This is a genomic window from Amycolatopsis sp. lyj-84 (genome assembly GCF_046549075.1).
GTDB lineage: Bacteria > Actinomycetota > Actinomycetes > Mycobacteriales > Pseudonocardiaceae > Amycolatopsis.
Genome location: NZ_JAJPWO010000002.1, coordinates 241,159 through 262,965, shown reverse-complemented (window position 1 = coordinate 262,965; position 21,807 = coordinate 241,159). Strand labels below are relative to the sequence as shown.

Below are 21,807 nucleotides of genomic sequence, written 5' to 3'. Positions count from 1 at the left end.
GACCTCGACCGATGAGTGGGGACACCGTGGGTGAGAACGACAAGCTTCGCGACTACCTGACGCGAGTCACCGGCGAACTGCAGCGCACGCGCGGCAGGCTCGCCGCGCTGGAAGACCGCGCCGCCGAACCGATCGCCATCGTCGGCATGGGCTGCCGCTTCCCGGGCGGCGTCCGGTCGCCGGAGCGGTTCTGGGAACTGCTGACCGCCGGGGACCACGGGATCACCGGGTTCCCCGACGACCGCGGCTGGGACGTCGGCGCGCTCGTCGACCCGGATCCGGACCACCTCGGCACCAGCTACGTCGACCGAGGCGGTTTCGTCGACGGCGCCGGGGAATTCGACCCCGAGTTCTTCGGCATCTCGCCGCGCGAGGCCGTCTCGATGGACCCGCAGCAACGGCTGCTGCTGGAGACGTCGTGGGAGGCGCTGGAGCGCGGCGGGATCGACCCCGCGTCGCTGTCCGGCAGCCGCGCCGGGGTCTTCGTCGGCACCAACGGCCAGGACTACGGCCGCGACCTGCCCAAGGGCGTCGAAGGGGTCGAGGGCTACCTCGGCACCGGGATCTCCGGCAGTGTCCTCTCCGGACGGATCTCCTACGTCCTCGGGCTGGAAGGCCCGTCGGTCACCGTCGACACGGCGTGCTCGGCGTCCCTGGTCACGCTCCACCTCGCCGTCCGCGCCTTGCGGGCGGGGGAGTGCGACCTCGCGCTTTCGGGCGGCGCCACCGTGATGGCGAGCCCGGACGCGTTCATCGAGTTCTCCCGCCAGCGCGGTCTCGCCCGCGACGGCCTGGTCAAGGCGTTCGCCGCCGGGGCCGACGGCACCGCGTGGGGCGAGGGCGCCGGCATGATCGTGCTGGAGCGGCTGTCCGACGCCCAGCGCAACGGCCACCCCGTTTTGGCCGTCGTGCGCGGCTCCGCGGTCAACCAGGACGGCGCGTCCAACGGCCTCACCGCCCCCAACGGTCCTTCGCAGCAGCGCGTCATCCGCCAGGCGCTCGCCGACGCTCGTCTGTCCACGAAGGACGTCGACGTCGTCGAGGCGCACGGCACCGGGACGACGCTGGGCGACCCGATCGAGGTCCAAGCCCTGCAGGCCACCTACGGTCGCGACCGCGGCGAGCGGGGGCCGTTGCTGCTCGGTTCGGTGAAGACGAACATCGGCCACACCCAGGCCGCGGCCGGGGTCGCCGGGATCATCAAGATGGTCTTGGCCCTGCGCAACGGAATCCTGCCCGCGAGCCTGCACATCGACGCGCCGAGCCCGCAGGTCGACTGGTCGCCGGGAACGATCGAACTGCTGGCGTCGGCGCGCCCTTGGCCGGAGGGGGAGACCCGCCGGGCGGGCGTCTCGTCGTTCGGCATCAGCGGGACCAACTCCCATGTGCTGCTTGAGCAGGCGCCCGCCGTCGAGCCGTCCACAGTGGACGCCGTCACGCCGCCGGTGATCCCGTGGGTGCTGTCCGGCCGTACCCCGGCGGCGTTGCGCGCCCAGGCTCGCGCGCTGCTGGACGTCGAGGGCGACCCGGCCGACATCGGCTGGTCGCTGGCCGCGACCCGGTCCGCCTTCGAGCACCGTGCCGTCGTCACCGGCCGCGACGAGGTCACCCTGCGCGCCGGGCTGACGGCGGTCGCGGAGGGGGATTCGAACGTCGGCGAAGCGACCGACGGTGCCCTCGCGGTGTGCTTCACCGGCCAGGGCTCGCAGCGACTCGGCATGGGCCGCGAGCTCTACGAGGCGTATCCGGCCTTCGCCGCCGCGTTCGACGAGGTCTGCGAGCTGCTGCCCGGCGTGCGCGAGATCGTTTTCGGCGAGGACGCCGAAGCCCTGAACGACACCGGGAACGCCCAGCCCGCGCTGTTCGCGCTGGAGGTCTCGCTCTACCGCCTGGTCGAATCCTGGGGTGTCGTCCCGGATTTCCTGATCGGTCATTCCGTCGGTGAACTCGCCGCGGCACACGTCGCCGGCATCTGGTCACTGGACGACGCCGCCGAACTGGTCACGGCACGCGGCCGCCTGATGAGCGCTTTGCCGCGCGGGGGCGCGATGTGCGCCATCGAAGCGACCGAAGACGAGGTTCGCGCCGCCCTGGTGACAGGGGCGGACATCGCGGCCGTCAACGGACCGCGCGCGATCGTCGTCTCCGGTACCGAGGACGCCGTGCGGACCGTCGCCGCCGTGTTCACCGAGCAGGGCCGCCGGACCAAGAACCTCGCTGTCTCCCACGCGTTCCACTCGGCGCTGATGGACGGCATGCTCGACGAGTTCGCCGCCGTCGCCCGCCGCGTCACCTACCAGACGCCGAAGATCGCCTTGGTTTCGAACGTCACCGGCCGCATCGCCGAGACCGCCGAGATCCTCGACCCGGCCTACTGGGTCCGGCACGTGCGCGAGGCCGTGCGGTTCGCGGACGGTGTCGGCGCGCTGGCCGAGGCGGGCGTCACCCGCTTCCTCGAACTCGGTCCGGACGGCGTCCTTTCCGCGGCGGGTCAGGAAAGCGCGGACGGCCTGTTCGTCCCGGCCCTGCGCCGCGACCGGCCCGAACCCGAGACCTTCGTCGCCGCGCTGGCCGCCGTGTACACCGACGGCGGCAAGGTCGGCTGGGCCGCCGCGTTCGACGGCGCGCGTCCGGTCGAACTGCCCACGTACCCGTTCCAGCGCGAGTTCTACTGGCTCCCCGCGACGCACGCCGCCGGTGACGCGGCGGGTCTCGGTCTCGGCTCGCTCGACCATCCCCTGCTCGGTGCCGCCGTTTCGGTCGCCGACGCGGGCGGATTCCTGTTCACCGGAAGCCTTTCGCTGCGGACGCATCCGTGGCTGGCCGAGCACGTGGTGCACGGGCAGGTCGTCGTGCCCGGTACCGCGCTGGTCGAACTTGCGGTGCGAGCCGCCGACGAGACCGGCCTCGCGGTGCTGGAAGAGCTGACGCTGCAGACGCCGCTGGTGCTCCCGGAGAGTGGCGCGGTCCAGGTCCAGCTGTGGGCCGGGACGCCGGAGGAAACCGGCCACCGCCCGCTCACCGTGCACTCGCGTCCCCATGGCGCGGGGGAGTGGACGCTGCACGCCACCGGCGCGCTCGCCCCGGCTTCGTCCACGCCCGACTGGGACCTGGCGGAGTGGCCGCCGCCCGGCGCCGAGGCCGTCTCTCTCGAAGGCCGCTACCCGGAACTGGCCGCGCTCGGCTTGGAGTACGGCGAGATCTTCCAGGGCCTGCGGACCTTGTGGCGCGACGGCGAGCACACGTACGCCGAGGTCTCCCTGCCCGACGACGCCCGCGACCAGGCGGCTCGATTCGGCCTGCACCCGGCGCTGCTCGACGCGGCGCTGCACGCGCTCGCCGCCGACGGTGACGGCCCCGCCCGGCTGCCCTTCGCCTGGAGCGACGTCGTGCTGCACGCCTCCGGCGCGGCCGAACTGCGCGTCCGGCTCACCCCGGCCGGCACCGACGCGGTCACCCTGCGCGTGGCCGACGGGACCGGTGCGCCGGTCGCCACCGTCGGCTCCCTGGTCGTCCGCCCGGTTTCGGCCGGACAGCTGCGTCCCGCGACCACTCGCGAGGGACTGTACGAACTGGCTTGGCGGCCGATCGCCACACCGGACGGCGAAGCCCCGCGCTGGGCGCGGTTCGCCGACGTCACCGATGAGGCCCCCGAGGTCGTCGTGTACCGCGCGGAAGGCGACGACGTCCACGCCGTCACCGGCGCGACCCTCGACGTGCTCCGGACCTTCCTCGCCGAAGCCCGCTTCGCCGAAGCGAAACTGCTCGTCCACACCGGACAGTCCGATGCGGACCCAGTCGCGGCCGCGGTGTGGGGGCTGGTGCGCAGCGCGCAGTCCGAGCACCCGGACCGGTTCCTGCTCGCCGACGCCGAGGAGCTCACCGACGCGGTGCTGGCCGCCGGGGAACCGCAGATCGCCGTCCGTGAGGGCGAACTGCGCGTCCCGCGCCTGGTCACGCCCGAATCCACCGGACGCCTGCTCCCGCCGCCGGGCAACTGGCGGCTCGGCCTGTCCGGCAAGGGCACCTTCGACCACCTGACCCTGGAACCGCTGCCCGACGAGCCGCTCGGCCCGCTGGGTGTCCGGGTTTCCGTCCGCGCCGCCGGGCTCAACTTCCGCGACGTCCTCAACGCGCTCGGCATGTACCCCGGCGAGGCCGGACTGCTCGGCAGCGAGTTCGCCGGGACCGTCCTCGTAGTCGGCGCCGACGTCACCGACCTGAGCCCCGGCGACCAGGTGATGGGCCTCGTCTCCGGTGGCGCCGGGCCGATCGCGATCGCCGAACGGCCGATGATCACCCGCAAGCCCGCGGACTGGACGTACGAACAGGCGGCCTCGACGCCGCTGGTGTTCCTGACCGCCTATTACGCGCTGGTCGACCTGGCCGGGCTCAAGGCGGGCGAGTCGATCCTGATCCACGCCGCCGCCGGCGGAGTGGGCATGGCCGCCACACAGCTCGCGCGCCATCTGGGCGCCGAGGTGTACGGCACCGCGAGCGAAAGCAAGCAGTACGTGCTGCGCGACGCCGGACTCGACGACGCGCACATCGCCTCGAGCCGCACGCTGGAGTTCGAGGAGCGGTTCAGCGGTATCGACGTCGTCCTGAACGCCCTCGCCGGGGACTTCATCGACGCCTCGATCCGGACGATGACGCCGGGCGGCCGTTTCCTGGAGATGGGCAAGACCGACATCCGCGAGCCCGAAGGCGTCCACTACCGCGCCTTCGACCTGATCGACGCCGGGCCGGAGCGGACGGCTCAGTTGTGGGACGCGCTGACCGACCTCTTCGCCTCAGGTGCGCTCGCCCCCTTGCCGACCCGGACCTGGGACGTCCGCGAGGCCAGGGAAGCGTTCCGGTTCCTCAGCCAGGCCAAGCACATCGGCAAGGTCGCGCTCACCATGCCGAGGGCACTCGACCCGGACCGGACGGTGCTGATCACCGGCGGCACGGGCGGTCTCGGTGCCCTGGTCGCCCGCCATCTGGTGACCAAGCACGGAGTCCGGAAGCTCCTGCTCACCAGCCGCCGGGGCCTCGACGCGCCCGGAGCGGCGGAGCTGGTGGAAGAGCTCGACGCCGAAGTCCGGGTCGTCGCTTGCGATGTCTCCGATCGTGACGCCGTGGCGGCGCTGCTGAACGGCGTCGACCTGACCGGTGTCGTGCACGCCGCCGGCGTGCTGGACGACGGCACCATCGACGCGCTCACCCGCGAACGGCTCGACTTCGTGCTCGGCCCGAAGGCCGACGCGGCCCGGCATCTGCACGAACTGTCCGGCGACCCGGACCTGTTCGTCACGTTCTCCTCGGCCGCCGGGGTGCTCGGCGCCCCGGGGCAGGGCAACTACGCGGCGGCCAACGGCTACCTCGACGGTCTCGCCGCCCACCGCCGTTCGCTCGGTCTCGCCGGGCAATCGCTGGCCTGGGGCCCGTGGGCCGCGGGCATGGCGGAGACGCTCGGCGAAGCCCACCTGGCGCGGCTGCGCGCCGGTGGCACTCCCGCGCTCGCCGTCGAGGACGGTCTCGCGCTGTTCGACGCGGCCATCGCCGCCGGAGCGCCGCTCGCCATCCCCGTACAGCTGGACCTGCCGGTACTCGCCGCGTCCGGACCGCTCCCCCCACTGCTCGGCACGCTGGTCAAACCCGGCCGCCGGACCGCGAAATCGGGCGGCGGCCAGGACTCCTCGCTGGCCAGGCGGCTCGCCGGGCTGACCGAAGCCGATCAGGACCGTGAGCTGCTGGACCTCGTCCGCACGCAGGTCGCCCTGGTGCTCGGGCACGTCAACGCGGCCACGGTCGAACCCGGCCGCGGCTTCATGGACCTCGGTTTCGACTCCCTGACCGCGGTCGAACTGCGCAACCGCCTCGGTTCCGTGACCGGGCTGCGGTTGCCGTCGACGGTGATCTTCGACCACCCGACCCCGGTCGCCCTCGCCGGTTACGTGCGCTCGGAACTGCTCGGCGACCTCACCGCCGGACCTCGTGTCCGTGCCCGGGTCGTCGACGCCGGTGAGCCGATCGCGATCGTCGCGACCAGCTGCCGGTTCCCCGGCGACGTCAACACGCCGGAAGACCTGTGGCGCCTGGTTTCCGAAGGCCGCGAAGGCCTGACGGAGTTCCCCACCGACCGCGGCTGGGACCTGGCCGCGCTGTTCGACACGACCCCGGGCAAACAGGGTGTGTCGAACACCCGCACCGGCGGCTTCCTGCCCGACGCGGGGGACTTCGACCCGGAGTTCTTCGGCATCTCGCCCCGCGAAGCCCTCGCCATGGACCCGCAGCAGCGGTTGCTGCTGGAGATCGCGTGGGAGGCCTTCGAACGCGCGGGCATCCCGCCCGGCACCTTGCGCGGCAGCGACACCGGTGTCTTCACCGGCGCGATCTACCACGAGTACGCGTCCAGGCTGACGAAGATCCCGGAGGAGGTCGAAGGTTTCCTCGGCACCGGCACGTCCGGCGCGATGATGTCCGGCCGTGTCTCCTACACCTTCGGGTTCGAGGGACCGGCCGTGTCGGTGGACACGGCGTGCTCGTCCTCGCTGGTCGCGATGCATCTGGCGAGCCAAGCCCTGCGTTCGGGGGAATGCTCCCTCGCACTGGCGGGCGGCGTCACCGTGATGGCCAACCCCGACCCGTTCGTCGACTTCAGCAAGCAGAACGCGATGGCGATCGACGGCCGCTGCAAGGCCTTCGCCAACGGCGCCGACGGCGTCAGCTGGGGTGAGGGCGCCGGGTTCGTCCTGCTGGAGAAACTGTCCGACGCGCGCCGCAACGGTCACCCGGTCCTCGCCCTGCTCAAGGGTTCCGCGATCAACCAGGACGGCGCGTCCAGCGGACTGACCGCCCCGAACGGGCCGTCGCAGCAACGCGTGATCCGGCAGGCGCTCGCCAACGCCGGACTGTCCACTTCGGACATCGACGTCGTCGAGGCACACGGCACCGGCACCAGGCTGGGCGACCCGATCGAGGCACAGGCGCTGCTGGCCACCTACGGCCAGGACCGCGAAGAGCCGTTGCTGCTCGGCTCGGTGAAGTCGAACTTCGGGCACACCCAGGCCGCCGCCGGGGTGGCCGGGGTGATCAAGATGATCGAGGCGATGCGGCACGGCGTCGTCCCCGCGACGCTGCACGTCGACGCGCCCTCGGCCCAGGTCGACTGGGAGGCCGGCGCGATCCGCGTGGCCACCGAGGCCGCGGGCTGGCCGGAGACCGGCCGTCCGCGCCGGGCGGGCGTGTCCTCGTTCGGGTTCAGCGGGACCAACGCGCACGTCGTGCTCGAACACGTTCCCGCGCCGGAGACCGAGGAATCGACTGCCCGGCCCGCGATGCTGCCCTGGGTGCTGTCCGGCCGGTCCGAGGAGGCCCTGCGGGCACAGGCCGCGCGGCTCGCCGACCTGACGGCCGACCCGCTCGACGTCGCCTGGTCGCTGGCGACCGCCCGCACCGCGCACGAGCGGCGCGCGGTCGTCGTCGGCACCGATCCGTCCGTCCTGCGGGCCGGGCTGGCCGCGTTCGCCGACACCGGCCGGGCGGTCAACGTCGTCTCCGGCCGCGCGGTCACCGGACGGCTCGCGTTCCTGTTCACCGGGCAGGGTTCCCAGCGAATCGGCATGGGCCAGGGCCTTTACGAGACTTTCCCCGCCTTCGCGGCGGCGTACGACGAGGTCGCCGCGCTGCTGCCCCTCGACGGCGACCTCGACCGCACCGGTACCGCGCAGCCCGCGATCTTCGCCCTGGAGGTGGCGCTGTTCCGGCTCTACGAGTCCTGGGGTGTGACCCCGGACTTCCTGGCCGGGCACTCGATCGGTGAGATCGCGGCGGCACACGTCGCCGGCGTGTTCTCCCTGGAGGACGCCGCGAAACTCGTCGAGGCACGCGGCCGGTTGATGGAGGCGCTGCCCGAAGGCGGCGCGATGGTCGCGGTGCAGGCGTCCGAAGACGAGGTGCGCGAGTTCCTGACCGACGAGGTCAGCCTCGCCGCTGTCAACGGGCCCGACGCGGTCGTACTGTCCGGTGTGGACGGTCCGGTCCGCGCGGTCGCCGCCAGGTTCGCCCAGGAAGGGCGTCGCACCAAGCATCTCGTGGTGTCGCACGCGTTCCATTCGGCGCTGATGGAGCCGATGCTGGCGGAGTTCGCCGAGGTCGCGGAGTCGCTGGAGTACGCCGAGCCGCGGATCCCGATCGTGTCCACGGTGAGCGAATCGGCCGATCTGACCGACCCGGGTTACTGGGTGCGCCACGTCCGTGAAACCGTGCGGTTCGCCGACGGCCTCGCAGCGCTGACCGCCGAAGGTGTCACGGCGTTCCTCGAACTCGGCCCCGACGCCGTGCTCTCCGCGATGGGCAACGAAGGCGTCTTCGTCTCCGCCCTGCGCAAGGATTCCGACGAGGCCCGGTCCGCGATGACCGCGCTGGGCACGGTGCACGCGGCGGGCGCCCCCGTCGACTGGGACCGCTTCTTCGACGGCAGTGGCGCGCGACCCGCGAACCTGCCCACCTATCCGTTCCAGCGCCGCCGCTTCTGGCTGCTGGCGCCGCCGGGCTCCGGCGACGCCACCGCGCTGGGTCTCGGCGCGCTCGACCACCCGCTGCTGGGCGCCGCCGTCGCGCTGCCCGAACGCGGCGGGCTGGTGCTCACCGGACGGCTTTCGCTCGACGAGCAGCCGTGGCTGGCCGGGCACCGCGTCCGCGACGCCGTCTTGCTGCCGGGTACCGCGTTCGCCGAACTCGCCGTCCGGGCGGGCGATGAGGTCGGCTGCGGCACCGTCGAAGAACTGACGCTGCAGGCGCCGCTGGTGCTCACCGCGGCCCCGGTCCAGCTGCGAGTGTCCCTTTCGGACGGTGACGGCCGCCGCACGCTGGCGGTGCACTCGCGTCCTCAGGACGGCGAATGGACGTTGCACGCCACCGGCTCGCTGATCGCGACGGACACCGAACCCGCGGCCGAACCGGAATGGCCACCGGCCGGTGCCGAATCCGTTGACCTGGAAGGCTTCTACGCGACACTCGACGAAGCCGGACTCACCTACGCGGACCCGTTCCGCGGTCTGCGCGCGGCCTGGCGCCAGGGTGACGAGATCTTCGCGGAAGTCGCGCTGCCCGAGGGCACCGACGTCCGCGGGTTCGGACTGCACCCGGCCCTGCTCGACGCGGTCCTGCACGCCGTCGGCTTGACCGGCGGCCCGGCCCGGCTGCCGTTCTCGTGGACCGGATTGGCGTTGCACGCCACCGGTGCGACCACGGTGCGGGCCCGGCTCACCCCGGCCGGTCAGGACGCCGTTTCCTTGCGTGTCACCGACGGCACCGGTGCTCCGGTGCTCTCGGCCGGCTCGCTGAGCCTGCGCCCGGTGGGCGACAGGCCGCTGCCCAGCGCCACCACCGACGCGCTGTTCGGCATCGACTGGATCCCCGTCGCGACGCCTTCGGAGAGCGAAGACATCGCCGTGCACGAAGCCACGTCGGTCGAGGCCGCACTCGAGGCGCTGCAGACGGCCGAAGACCGGCTCGTCGTGCACCTCACCGGTGACAGCCCGGAGCACGCCGCCGTCGCCGGACTCGTGCGCAGCGCGCAGGCCGAGTACCCGGACAAGTTCGTCCTGGTCCACGGCACCGGCGACGTCCGGATCGCGGCCGCGACCAGTGAACCCGAGGTCGCCTTCACCGAAGAGGGCCTCCGCGTCCCGCGGTTGACGCGGTCCCGCGCCACCGCCGACCCGGACTGGACCCTCGACGGCACCGTGCTGGTCACCGGCGGTACCGGCGGACTCGGTGCGCACGTCGCCCGGCGGCTCGTCGAGCGCCACGGCGTCCGGCACCTGCTGCTCGTCGGACGCCGGGGAGCGGACGCCCCCGGCGCCGAAGCCCTGCGGGAGGATCTGGTCGCGCTCGGCGCCGAGGTGACGATCGCCGCTTGCAACGTCGCCGACCGTTCCCAGCTCGAGTCCGTGCTCGCGCTCGCGGAGGAGCCGCTGAGCGGCGTGGTGCACGCCGCGGGCGTCCTCGACGACGGCGTCCTCGCCGCGATGACACCCGAACGGCTCGCCGCCGTCGCGGGCCCCAAGTCCGAGGCCGCACGGCATCTGCACGAACTGACCAGCGACCTCAAGCTGTTCGTCACGTTCTCCTCGATCGCCGGCGCCCTCGGCGCACCCGGCCAGGCGAACTACGCCGCGGCCAACGGCTACCTCGACGGGCTCGCCGCCCACCGGCGCGCCCAGGGCCTCCCCGGCACCTCGATCGCCTTCGGCCTCTGGGAAACCGGCATGGGTGAAGGTCGCGGTGGAGCGGCCTTGCCCGTCGAAGCCGGGCTGGAACTGTTCGACCTGCTGGCCTTCGGCGACGACCCGCGTCCCGTCGCGACCAAGCTCGACCTGGCCGCGCTGCGTGCCGAAGCCGAGGTCCCGCACGTGTTGCGGAGCCTGGTCCGGCCACGGCGCCGTCGTGCGGCGGAGGAAGCGGAAGCGGCCGGGCTGCGCCAGCGGCTCGCGGGAGTGCCCGCCGGCGAACGCGTGCGGCTGCTGACCGAACTGGTCCGCACCGAGGCCGCGCACGTCCTCAGCCACACCAGCCCCGACGCCGTCGAGGCCGATCGCGCCTTCGGTGACCTCGGGTTCGACTCGCTCACCGCGGTCGAGTTCCGCAACCGCCTCGGCACGGTCACCGGGCTGCGCCTGCCCGCGACGCTGACCTTCGACCACCCGACCCCGCTGGCGCTGGCCGAATTCCTGCTCGCCGAACTGCTCGACGAACCCGCCGACGCGACCCCGGTCTTCACCGCGGCCCGCGCCGACGGCGACCCGATCGTCATCGTCGGCATGGCCTGCCGCTACCCGGGCGGTGTGACGTCGCCGGAAGAGCTGTGGGACCTCGTTTCCGGCGGCAAGGACGGGGTGACCCGCTTCCCCGAGGACCGCGGCTGGGACGTCGACGGCATCTACGACCCCGACCCCGACCGGCCGGGCAAGACCTACACCCGCGAAGGCGGATTCCTGCACGACGCGGGCGACTTCGACCCGGAGTTCTTCGGGATCTCGCCCCGGGAAGCGCTCGCGATGGACCCGCAGCAGCGGTTGCTGCTCGAAGTCGCCTGGGAGGCGCTGGAACGCTCCGGCACCGATCCGACGTCGCTCAAGGGCAGCCCGACCGGCGTGTTCGCCGGGGTCATGTACCACGACTACGGCACCCGGCTCGGCAACGACGTCCCCGACGACGTCGAAGGATTCCTCGGCACCGGTACCTCGGGCAGCGTGCTGTCCGGCCGCGTGGCCTACACCCTCGGCCTGGAGGGGCCCGCGGTGTCGGTCGACACGGCCTGCTCCTCGTCGCTGGTCGCCCTGCACTGGGCGACGCAGGCGTTGCGTTCGGGGGAGTGCTCGCTGGCGCTGGCCGGTGGGGTCACGGTGATGGCGACGCCGGAGACGTTCATCGGCTTCTCCCGTCAGCGCGGCCTCGCCGCCGACGGCCGCTGCAAGTCCTTCTCGTCCGACGCCGACGGAACCGGCTGGGCAGAAGGCGCGGGAATGCTCGTGCTGGAAAGGCTTTCCGACGCGCGCCGCAACGGGCACCGCGTGCTGGCGGTGGTCAAGGGCTCGGCGGTCAACTCCGACGGCGCGTCCAACGGCCTCACCGCGCCCAACGGTCCCTCACAGCAGCGGGTGATCCGCCAAGCGCTGGCCGCGGCCGGTGTCCCGTCGTCCACTGTGGACGCTGTCGAGGCACACGGCACCGGTACGACGCTGGGTGACCCGATCGAGGCGCAGGCGCTCCTGGCCACCTACGGCCGCGAGCGCGACGGCGAACCGCTGTACCTCGGCTCCGTGAAGTCCAACTTCGGTCACACCCAGGCCGCCGCGGGGGTCGCCGGGATCATCAAGATGGTCCAGGCGATGCGCCACGGTGTCCTGCCGAAGACGCTGCACCTCGGCGAGGTGACCCCGCACGTCGACTGGGAAGCCGGTGACGTCGAACTGCTCGCCGAGGGCCGGGACTGGCCGGAAACCGGGCGGCCGCGGCGATCCGCCGTGTCGTCGTTCGGGATCAGCGGGACCAACGCGCACGTCATCCTCGAACAGCCACCGGCCGAAACCCCGGCCCCGCGCGAGGTCGTCGCTCCGGCTCTCGTGCCGTGGGTGCTCTCCGGCCGCGCCGAAGACACCCTGCGGGAGCAGGCCGGACGCTTGCTCGGCCGTGACGGCGAGCCGGTCGACGTCGGCTTCGCACTCGCGACGACGCGCACCGCGCACGAACGGCGTGCCGTCGTGCTCGGCGCCACGGACGCGGATCTCCGCACGGGACTGGAATCCCTCGCCGAGGGCACGGCCACCCCGTCGGTCGTCACCGGCCGCGTCCTGTCCGGCCGGACGGCGTTCCTGTTCACCGGACAGGGATCGCAGCGGCTCGGCATGGGCGAAGGGCTCTACGCCGCGTTCCCGGTGTTCGCCGCCGCCTACGACGAGGTCACCGCGCTGCTCCCGGCCGGAGGCGACTTGAACCGCACCGGCACCGCGCAGCCGGCGATCTTCGCGCTGGAAGTCGCGCTGTACCGGCTCGCCGAATCCTGGGGCGTCGTCCCCGACTTCGTGGCCGGTCATTCGATCGGCGAGATCGCGGCCGCTCACGTGGCGGGTGTGCTTTCCCTGGAGGACGCGGCCAAGCTCGTCGAAGCGCGTGGCCGGTTGATGGAGGCGCTGCCCGAGGGCGGCGCGATGGTCGCGGTCCAGGCGAGCGAGGAGGAGGTGCGCGAGCACCTGACGGCCAAGGTGTCGCTGGCCGCCGTCAACGGCCCGGACGCGGTCGTGCTTTCGGGTGCCGCCTCGCCGACGCTGAAGCTGGCCAAGAAGTTCGAAAAGCTCGGCCGCCGCACCAAGCGGCTGGAGGTGTCGCACGCTTTCCACTCGGCCCTGATGGAGCCGATGCTCGACGAGTTCGCCGCCGTGGTGCGGGGACTGGAGTTCTCGGCCCCGGTGATCCCGTTCGTGTCCACAGTGGACGGCGAGAGGACCGGCAGGGTCGCCGAGCCGGAGTACTGGGTGGAGCACGTCCGCGCCACCGTCCGGTTCGCCGACGGACTGGCGTGGCTGCGCGAGGCAGGCGTGACCCGGTTCGTTGAGCTGGGCCCGGCCGCCGTCCTGACCGCCCTCGCCGACGACGGCCCGGACACCTTCGCGGCGTCGTTCCTGCGCGCCGACCGTGACGAGGCGGAAACCGCGCTCACCACGCTGGCCGCCGCGTACACCCGCGGTGCCGGAGTCGACTGGGCCGCGGTGTTCCGCCCGACGGGCGCCCGCGTCGTCGACCTGCCGACGACGGTGTTCGACCGCCGCCGCTTCTGGCTCGCCGCCGGATCCGGCGCGGGCGACGTCACCACGGCGGGGCTCCAGCCCGCCGGGCACCCGCTGCTGGGCGCCGCCGTGCCGTTCGCCGACGGCGACGGCTGGGTCCTCACCGGACGGCTTTCGGTCGCCACGCATCCGTGGCTGGCCGGGCACGCCGCGTTCGGCGAGGTCCTCGTCCCCGGCACCGGACTGCTCGAACTCGCCGTCCGTGCCGGTGACGAAGCCGGTTGCGCGGGCGTGGAGGAACTGACCCTGGCCGCACCGCTGGTGCTGCCGCCGCACGGCGCGCTCGACGTCCAGGTGCTCGTCGGAGCGGCGGGCACGGGCGGGCGACGACCGGTTTCCGTGCACTCGCGTGCCCCGCAGGGGGAGTGGACCGAGCACGCCGCCGGGATCCTCGTCCCGGAAACGGCCGCCGTGCCGTCCGGGCTGACCGCATGGCCGCCCGCCGCGGAACCCATCCCGCTCGACGGGCTCTACGCGGACCTCGCGGCCGCGGGTCTCGACTACGGCCCGCCGTTCCGCGGGCTCACCACCGCCTGGCGCGACGGGGACACCGTGTTCGCCGAGGTGGAACTGCCCGAGGGCACCGAAGTCGGTGGCTTTGGGCTGCATCCGGCGCTGCTCGACGCGGCGCTCCACACCCTGGGTCTCCTCCCCGGTGAGGGCACCCGGCTGCCGTTCCTCTTCGGCGACGTCACCCTGCACGCCACCGGCGCCACCGCGCTGCGCGTCCGGGTCACGCCGACCGGGTCGGGCACCGTTTCCCTGCTGGCCACCGACACCACCGGCGCGCCGGTGATCACCCTCGGCACGGTGAACGTCCGGACCGCGGAGGCCCCGAGGCCGCGCGGCACCGACTCGCTGTACGAGCTGACCTGGGTCGAGGTACCCGCCGACGGTGAAGCGGCCGAGGACGTCCAGGTCTTCACCGCGCCGGACGGCGAGCCGCGTGACGCGCTGGCCGCGACCCTCACGGCGATCCAGGAGTTCCTGGCCGACGGCGGGACACGTCTGGTGGTGCGCACCGGCGACACCCCGGCGGGGGCCGCCGTCCGCGGTCTCGCCCGCACCGCCGCCTCGGAACACCCGGACCGGTTCGTCGTCCTCGAAGGGGACGACGTCGATGACGTGGCGACCGCACTGGCCACCGGCGAACCGCAGGTCCGGATCCGCGACGGTGTCGCGGAAGTCCCGCGCCTGACCCGGGCGACGCCGGGAGAGGCCGCGATCTGGGGCGAGGGCACGGTTCTCGTCACCGGCGGCACCGGCGGGGTCGGGGCCGCGATCGCCCGGCACCTCGCGCCGCAGGTCACCAGGCTGGTCCTCACCAGCCGCCGCGGCCTCGGCGCGCCCGGCGCCCCGGAGCTGGCGGAAGAGCTCGGCGCCGAGGTCGTCGCCTGCGACGTCACCGACCGCGACGCGCTCGCCGCGCTGCTCGACGGGATCGAAGACCTCACCGGGATCGTGCACGCCGCCGGCGTGCTCGACGACGGCGTCGTCACGGAACTGACCCCGGAGCGCTTCGACACCGTGCTGCGGCCCAAGGCCGACGCGGCGCTCGCGCTCCACGAACTCACCCTCGGCAAGCCGCTGACCCAGTTCGTCCTGGTGTCCTCGGTGTCCGGGATCCTCGGCGGTCCGGGGCAGGCCAGTTACGCCGCGGCCAACGCCCTGCTCGACGACCTCGCGCGCCGGCGTCACGCGGAGGGGCTGCCCGCCCGTTCGCTGGCGTACGGCCTGTGGGCCAACGGCATGGGCGGACAGTCCGATGTGGACCGTCTCGCTCGCGCCGGGTTCGGCGCGCTGACCGACGAAGAGGGCCTGGCGTTGTTCGACGCCGCCTTGGCCGCCTCGACGCCGGTTCCGGTCCCGGTGAAGCTGGACCTGGCGACGCTGCGCACGCTGGCCCGCACCAGCGAGCCCGCCCCCGCGCTGCGCGGCCTGGTCCGGGTGCCGAAGCGGCGGGGCGCGGCCAACGCCGCGGCCGCCGCCGGGCTGACCGCGACGCTGACCCGGCTTTCGCCCGCCGACCAGCTCTCGCATCTGGTCGATCTGGTCCGGGGGCACGTCGCCGACGTGCTCGGACACGGCACGGCGACGTCGGTCGAGGCCGGTCGCGCGTTCACGGAACTGGGCTTCGACTCACTCACCGCCGTCGAACTGCGGAACCGGCTCGGCGAGGCGACCGGGCTGCGGCTGCCCGCCACGCTGGTGTTCGACCACCCGACCCCGGTGGCACTCGCCACCTACGTCCGGTCCGAGCTGGCCGGTGACGAAGCAGGTGTGGACATCGAACCGGTGCGCGTGACCGAACCGGACGAGCCCATCGCGATCGTCGCGATGAGCTGCCGGTTCCCGGGCGGTGTCAGCTCACCGGAGGATCTGTGGCGCCTGGTCGCCGAGGGGACCGACGCGATCACGCCGTTCCCGTCCGACCGCGGCTGGGATCTCGACGGGCTGTACCACCCGGACCCCGACCACCCCGGCACCAGCTACGCCCGCGAGGGCGGTTTCCTGCACGACGCCGCCGACTTCGACGCGGAGTTCTTCGGCATCTCGCCGCGGGAAGCGGTCACCGTCGACCCACAGCAGCGGTTGCTGCTGGAGACCGCGCAGGAGGCGTTCGAACGCGCCGGGATCGACCCGGTCTCGCTGCGCGGCAGCGCCACCGGTGTGTTCGCCGGTGTCATGTACGACGACTACGCCTCCCGTCTGGCCGCCACCCCGGAGGGGATGGAGGGCCTGCTCGGCACCGGCAGCGCGAGCAGCGTGCTGACCGGCCGGGTCGCTTACACCTTCGGGCTCGAAGGCCCGGCGGTGTCGGTCGACACGGCGTGCTCGTCGTCGCTGGTCGCCCTGCACTGGGCGGCGCAGGCGCTGCGTTCGGGCGAGTGCGGACTGGCGCTGGTCGGCGGCGCGACCGTGATGGCCAGCCCCAACCCGTTCATCGAGTTCTCCCGTCAGCGCGGCCTGGCCGCCGACGGCCGCTGCAAGCCGTTCGCGGCGGCGGCCGACGGCACCGCCTGGGCCGAGGGCGCGGGTTTCCTGCTCCTGGAAAGGCTTTCCGACGCGCGCCGCAACGGACGTCGCATACTGGCCGTCGTCAAGGGGTCGGCGGTGAACCAGGACGGCGCGTCCAATGGCATGACCGCGCCCAACGGTCCCTCGCAGCAGCGGGTGATCCGCCGCGCGCTGGCCGCGGCGGGCGTCGAATCGTCCACTGTGGACATCGTCGAGGCACACGGCACCGGTACGGCGCTGGGTGACCCGATCGAGGCGCAAGCGCTGCTGGCCACCTACGGCCAGGACCGCGAGGAACCGCTGTGGCTCGGCTCGGTGAAGTCCAACATCGGCCACACCCAGGCCGCCGCCGGGCTCGCCGGGATCATCAAGATGGTCGAGGCGATGCGGCACGGAGTGCTGCCCGCGACCCTGCACGTCGACGAGCCGTCACCGCACGTCGACTGGAACGAGGGCGAGGTCCGGCTGCTCACCGAGGCCCGGCCGTGGCCCGAGGCCGGACGGCCGCGGCGCGCGGCGGTGTCGGCGTTCGGCATCAGCGGGACCAACGCGCACGTCATTCTGGAGCAGGTTCCGGAACCCGCCGCACCGGCCCGGATTCCGGCGCCGCCGTCGCTTCTGCCGTGGGTGCTGAGCGCCCGCACCGAAGACGCGCTGCGGGCCCAGGCCGGGCGGCTGCTCGGCACCGTCGGATTCGCCGACCCGCTGGACATCGGCTACGCACTGGCGACCACCCGGACCGCGTTCGAACGTCGGGCGGTGCTCACCGGCGACGCCGACGCGCTGCGCACCGGTCTGGCCGCGCTGGCCGGCGGCCGGACCACCCCGCAGGTCGTCACCGGCCGCTCGGCCGAAGGCAAGCTCGCCCTGCTGTTCACTGGCCAGGGTTCCCAGCGGCTCGGTATGGGCGAAGGGCTCTACGCCGCTTTCCCGGTGTTCGCCGAGGCTTACGACGAGGTCGCCGCGCTGCTGCCTCTCGCTGGTGATCTCGACCGCACCGGCACCGCGCAGCCCGCGATTTTCGCTCTCGAGGTGGCGTTGTCCCGGCTCGTGGAGTCGTGGGGGATCCGGCCCGACTTCCTGGCCGGTCACTCGATCGGCGAGATCGCGGCCGCCCATGTAGCGGGCGTGTTCTCCCTGGAGGACGCGGCGAAACTCGTCGAGGCGCGAGGACGGCTGATGGAGGCGCTGCCGGAAGGCGGTGCGATGGTCGCGGTCCAGGCGACCGAGGACGAGGTGCGCGAACACCTGTCCGACGACGTCTGCCTGGCCGCGGTCAACGGACCGCAGGCGATCGTGCTGTCCGGTGTGGACGGTCCGGTCCGCGAGGTCGCCGCCCGGTTCGCCGGGGAAGGACGCCGTACCAAGGCTCTGGTCGTCTCGCACGCGTTCCACTCGGCGCTGATGGAGCCGATGCTCGCGGAGTTCGCCACGGTGGCGGAGAGCCTGAGCTACGCCGAACCACGGATCCCGATCGTCTCCACCGTGACCGGCCGGGTCGCCGACGAACTGTCCGACCCGGGTTACTGGGTGCGGCATGTCCGCGAGCCTGTCCGGTTCGCCGACGGGGTTCGCGCACTCGCCGAAGCGGGCGTCACCCGGTTCGCGGAGTTGGGCCCGGACGGCGTGCTCTCCGCGATGGGAGCCGACAGCGCCCCGGACGCGGTGTTCGTCCCGGTGCTCCGCAAGGACCGTGACGAGCGGCAGACCGCCGCGCTCGCCTTCAGCCGACTGATCGCGGCGGGTACCGACGTCGACTGGACGGCGTTCTTCGACGGCACGGACGCCCGCGCCGTGTCGCTGCCGACCTACGCGTTCCAGCGTGAGCGGTTCTGGCTCGACCCGCCCGCCACCGCGGGCGACGCCGCCGGGCTGGGCTTGGCCGCGGCCGGGCATCCGCTGCTCGGCGCGACCGTGCCGACGGCGGGCGAGGACGGGCTGGTCGGCTACGGCCGGTTGTCCCGCGCCGCGCAGCCGTGGCTGGCCGACCACGCGGTGCTCGGCACCGTGCTGGTCCCCGGCGCGGCACTGGTCGAGCTCGCCGTCCGGGTGGGCGACGAACTCGGCTGCGCCCGCGTCGCCGAACTGACCCTGGCCGCGCCGATGGTGCTGCCGGAGACCGGCGGACTCGCCGTGCAGGTCGTCCTCGGTGCTCCGGACGACGACGGACGGCGTCCGGTGTCGATCCACTCCCGCCTCGGCGAGGCTCCGTGGACCGAGCACGCGACCGGCCTGCTCGCCCCCGGGGACGCTCACCCGGCGGCCAAGGACGCCGCGTGGCCGCCCGCCGGGGCCGAAGCCCTCGACGTCACCGAGCTCTACCCGGGGCTCGCCGAAGCGGGCCTGCAGTACGGGCCGGTGTTCCAGGGCCTCACCGCCGCGTGGCGGGTGGGCGACGACGTCTGCGCCGATCTCGAACTGCCCGCCGCCGCCCACGGCGACGCCGGGAAGCTCGGCCTGCACCCGGCACTGCTCGACGCCGCGCTGCACGCGATCGGCCTGCTGCCCACCGGGGACACCACGACCACGCGGCTGCCGTTCCTCTGGCGCGACGTCGTCCTGCACGCGGTCGGTGCCACCGCCGCCCGCGTCCGGGTCTCCGCCACCGGCACCGACTCGGTCCGCCTGGAGCTCACCGACGGCGCCGGAGCACCGGTGCTGACGGTGGGAGCGCTGCTGCTGCGCGAGGTCACCGACCTCGGCCCGGCCGCTCCGTCCACTTCGGACGCTCTGTTCCGGCTCGGCTGGGCGCAGGTGACGAACGAGTCCCCGGCGACCCCGAGGGAAATCCTGTCGGCGGTACCGGAGACCGGGGACACCCCGGCGGCCACGCACGCGCTGCTGCTGAGCACGCTGGCGAAACTGCAGGAGTGGCTGGCCGAGGAGAAGGACACCACGCTCGTGGTGCGCACCGAGAACGGTGTCGCCGTGTCTACTTCGGACAGTGTCGACCCGGCTTCGGCCGCGGTCTGGGGCCTGGTCCGCAGTGCTCAGTCCGAGCATCCCGGTCGTCTGGTGCTGCTCGACGCGGCCGAGGCCGACGTCGACACCGCGCTGGCCGTGCTGGGCGACGAAACCCAGCTCGCCGTGCGCGACGGCGTCGTCCATGCCGCGCGGCTGCTGACCGCGGCGTCGTCGCCGGACCTCGTGCCGCCGTGGCACGAACCGGCCTGGCGTCTCGACAGCGTGGTCAAGGGAACCCTCGACAGGCTCTCCTTCGAGCCGTACCCGGACGTGCTCGAACCGTTGCTGCCGCGTGAGGTCCGGATCGCCACCCGCGCGGCCGGGACGAACTTCCGCGACGTGCTCAACGTGCTCGGCATGTACCCGGGTGACGCGGGCCGGATCGGGTACGAGGCCGCCGGTGTCGTCACCGACGTCGGGTCCGAAGTGGACGATCTCGCCGTCGGTGACCGGGTGATGGGCCTGGTGCACGGCGGGTTCGGCCCGCTCACCTTCGCCGACCGGGCCCTGCTGGCCAAGATGCCGGAGGGCTGGACGTTCGAAGAGGCCGCGTCGGTGCCGCTGGTGTTCCTCACCGCCTACTACGCGCTGACCGACCTCGGTTCGCTGAAGAAGGGCGAGTCGGTGCTGATCCACGCCGCGGCCGGTGGCGTCGGGATGGCCGCGACACAGCTCGCCCGGCACGTCGGCGCGGAGGTGTTCGGCACCGCGAGCGAGGGCAAGTGGGACGTCCTGCGCGCGGCCGGGCTGGACGACGACCACATCGCGTCGTCGCGGACGCTCGACTTCGAGGACCGGTTCCGCGAGACCACCGGAGGGAACGGCGTCGACGTCGTCCTCAACGCGCTGACCGGCGACTTCATCGACGCCTCGATGCGCCTGTTACCGCGCGGTGGGCGGTTCGTGGAAATGGGGAAGACCGACGTCCGTCCGGACGGCGGCGCCGCGGGGCACCATCCCGGTGTGACTTACCAGGCGTTCGACGTGATCGAAGCGGGCAACCGCCGGATCGCGCAGATATGGGAGGAGCTGATCGTCTTGTTCGACCAGGGCGCGCTCACCCCGCTGCCGGTCCGCACCTGGGATCTGCGCCGGGCACCGGAGGCGCTGCGCTTCCTGTCGCAGGCCAAGCACGTCGGCAAGGTCGTGCTGACCGTGCCGCGCCGCCCGATCGGCGGCACGGTGCTGGTCACCGGCGGTACCGGCGGCCTCGGCGCGGTGCTGGCCAGGCATCTGGTCACCGAGCACGGCGTCACCAGCCTGGTGCTCACCAGCCGTCGCGGTCCGGACGCGCCCGGCGCGGCCGAACTGACGGCGGACCTGACCGCGCTGGGCGCCACCGTGCGGATCGAGGCGTGCGACGCCGCCGACCGCGCCGCGCTCGCCGCGGTCCTGGACCGCACACCGGAACTCGCCGGTGTGGTGCACGCGGCCGGCGTCCTCGACGACGGGCTGCTGACCGCGCTCACCCCCGAGCGGCTCGAGAAGGTGCTGCGGCCCAAGGTGGACGCGGCGTGGAACCTGCACGAGCTGACCCGCGGCCACGACCTGACCATGTTCGTCCTGTTCTCCTCGGCCGCCGGGGTGCTCGGCGCGCCGGGACAGGCGAACTACGCGGCGGCGAACACGTTCCTCGACGGGCTGGCGCACCACCGCCGCGGTCTCGGCCTGCCCGCGACGTCGCTCGCCTTCGGCCTCTGGGCCGACGGGATGGGCGACTCGGCGGACGCGGACCGGATGGGCCGCGACGGGGTCGGCAGTTTCGACCCGGTCGAAGGACTGGAGCTGTTCGACCTGGCTACCGGCCTGGCCGAGCCGGTCTCGGTGCCGGTCAAGCTCGACGTCGCCGGGCTCCGCACGATGACCGGACCGGTGCCGCCGCTGCTGCGCGGTCTCGTCCGCGGTTCGGTGCGGCGTGCCGCCACGGTGGACGCGGCGGCGCAGGCCGACGGGCTCAAGCGGCGGCTCGCGGGGCTTGCGCAGGCGGACGCCGAACTGGTGCTGCTCGGGGTGGTGCGCGGTCAGGCCGCGGCGGCCCTCGGGCACGACGGCGCGGACTCGATCGAGCCGGGCCGGGCGTTCACCGAACTGGGCTTCGACTCGCTCACCGCGGTCGAGCTGCGCAACGGGCTCGACGCGGCCACCGGGCTGCGCCTGCCCGCGACGCTGATCTTCGACTACCCGACCCCGGACGATCTCGCCAAGTTCCTGCAGTCCGAGATGGACGCTGCGGGACCGGCGGCCCCGGCCGGGGAAACCGGCCTGGCGTCGGGCATCGACCGGCTCGCCGCCGAGCTGTCCACAGTGGACATCGCGGCCGCGGACGGTGCCGAGGTCGAGGCGAAGCTGCGGAACCTGGTCGCCCTGTGGCAGGACCGGGTCCGGCCGTCCGGCGGCGACGCGGATCTGGAAGTGGACACCATCGACGACATGTTCGCCCTGCTGGACAACGAACTCTGACCCCGGCCCGGCGCCGCGAGGAGGACCA

1 protein-coding gene is annotated in these 21,807 nt (G+C 73.2%); it reads left to right on the top strand.

The features are described 5' to 3' along the window. The first annotated feature begins 26 nt into the window (after positions 1-26). On the top strand, positions 27-21,779 hold the full coding sequence (locus tag ACLJRM_RS06375; protein WP_410662554.1) for an SDR family NAD(P)-dependent oxidoreductase: 21,753 nt from the start codon (positions 27-29) through the stop codon (positions 21,777-21,779). The last annotated feature ends 28 nt before the right edge of the window (positions 21,780-21,807 follow it).